The sequence below is a fragment of the Streptomyces sp. PT12 genome, assembly GCF_003311645.1.
Lineage (GTDB): Bacteria > Actinomycetota > Actinomycetes > Streptomycetales > Streptomycetaceae > Streptomyces.
Genome location: NZ_QEST01000075.1, coordinates 1 through 1,925, shown reverse-complemented (window position 1 = coordinate 1,925; position 1,925 = coordinate 1). Strand labels below are relative to the sequence as shown.

The following is a 1,925-nucleotide window of genomic DNA, read 5'->3' as shown; positions in this document are numbered from 1 at the left end:
CACTTCTCGCATTTATGATCAAGCTTCGGACAACCCACCTCGTGAAAGCGCGAGGTAAGTCGATAGGTCTCCTCGTCGAGGACATGGCCGACGTGGTGGTCGACGGCCGGGGCTCCACCCTCCACTACCACGGCCTCCAGACGGCCTTCGCCGCCATCCGCTCCGTCAGCGCCGCGGGGGTCGAGGACGGGCGGGCGTACCGGGTCCTGACCGTCCCCGCGGACAGCCCGTACCGGGTGGAGGGCGACCGGGTCACCTGACTGGGCGAGACCAGCCCGGCCACCGGCTGCCCCTTCCCGCGGTCAGGCTCGCTGAGAGATGGCTGCGGGTCTTCCGTAGGGTCAGCACATCCTCAAGAGGATCCAGTCGACTCGTCGTAGCGTGGACGCATGACAACGAACCCCCCGGCCGACAGGCACTCCCGAGATGACTCCGCCCTCCTGACTACTCCCTTCACCTCTCACGCCCGTGCGCAGGAGGTGATCAACGGCGTGGATCTCACCGGCCGACGTGCCGTGGTCACCGGCGGTGCCTCGGGTCTTGGCGCCGAAACGGTTCGGGCCCTGGCCGCCGCCGGCGCGGAGGTCACCATTGCCACGCGCCGCCCGCAGTCCGCCAAGCCGCTCGTCCAGGAGCTGGCCGCCGTCGGCGGAGCGGACCGGGTGCACGCAGAGGCCCTCGATCTGTCCAATTTGGCCTCGGTCGACGCCTTCGCGCGAGCATGGCGCGGGCCTCTCGACATCCTCGTCGCGAACGCTGGGATCATGGCCCTTCCCACGCGCACCCTCACCCCGGACGCCTGGGAAATGCAACTTGCCACCAACTACCTCGGCCACTTCGCTCTGGCCACTGGCCTGCACGCGGCTCTGCGGGACGCCGACTCCGCCCGCATCGTGGTCGTCAGCTCCGGCGCCCACCTGGGCGCGCCCTTCGACTTCGAAGATCCTCATTTCGCGCGGCGGCCGTACGACCCCTGGGCGGCCTACGGGCAGTCCAAATCCGCCGATGTCCTGCTCACGGTGGGTGCTGCCCGCCGCTGGGCGACCGACGGGATCACGGCCAACGCGCTCAACCCCGGCTACATCCTCACCCGTCTACAGCGGCACGTCGACGACGAGACCATGCGCGCGTTCGGCGTGATGGACGACCAGGGCAACGTGAAGCCGCTGCCGTACTACAAGACTCCCGAGCAGGGGGCCGCCACCTCCGTCCTGCTGGCCGCCTCTCCTCTCCTGAGCGGAGTCACCGGCCGCTACTTCGAAGACAATCAGGAGGCCCGGACCGTCCAGGGTGCGGAGGATCAGCCCGGTGGCGTAGCCGCCCACGCACTCGCCCCGGAGGCAGCAGACCGGCTCTGGGAGTACGGCACTGACGCCCTCCGCACTGCATGACCGCCTGCCGCCGCGGCAGAAATCCGCAGTGGGGCGGCGTTCAGGTGCTGCATGCAGTTGCCCGGGAGCGAGCCGCCCGTGACCTTCAGACGACCTTGACCGAGTCAATTCGCCGAGCCCTTCACCCGGACCAAGGCAGTCCGGCAGCAGGCTGGACTGGAACCCCGGCAGACGCTGCCCCTCGGACCCCGCGGCGGTGGTCGTGCGGGACGACGCCGTGCGGGTCGGCGCCGACCACGTGCTGCCGGTGCTCGGCGCCACCACCCGCTTCCACAGCAGCGACCCGGCCACGGTCGCCATCGGCCCCGACGGCACCGCCCTGGCCCTCCGCCCCGGCCGGGCCGACGTGACGGCGGAGACGGCCTCGGCGCCCGGTCCGCTGACGTCCCCGCCGGTGACCCTGTTCCCGGGGGCCGACCCCGACGCGGCGGAGTGCGCCTGAGGGGATCGTTCCGGGACCCGTCCCGCGGCGGGCCCTGCTAGTAGATTGTTGCAGCTTAATTTTGCTGTGTGGTTGGGTAGAGATGGCGCAGT

The 1,925-nt window shown here is 70.3% G+C and carries 3 protein-coding genes; all 3 read left to right on the top strand.

What is annotated here, in order from left to right:
- Positions 1-41: 41 nt before the first annotated feature.
- Positions 42-260, top strand: coding sequence for a hypothetical protein (locus DEH69_RS06395; RefSeq protein ID WP_147255460.1), 219 nt, complete (start codon positions 42-44; stop codon positions 258-260).
- Positions 261-389: 129 nt separating this feature from the next.
- Entirely contained in the window at positions 390-1,391 is a 1,002-nt protein-coding gene (locus DEH69_RS06390) for an SDR family NAD(P)-dependent oxidoreductase (protein WP_113685900.1), read from the top strand.
- A 196-nt stretch (positions 1,392-1,587) separates the two neighbouring features.
- Entirely contained in the window at positions 1,588-1,833 is a 246-nt protein-coding gene (locus DEH69_RS06385) for a hypothetical protein (protein WP_113685899.1), read from the top strand.
- The last annotated feature ends 92 nt before the right edge of the window (positions 1,834-1,925 follow it).

Coding starts and splice junctions, on each gene's coding strand:
- DEH69_RS06390 (WP_113685900.1), top strand. CDS start 390: ATGACAACGAACCCCCCGGCCGACAGGCACTCCCGAGATGACTCCGCC.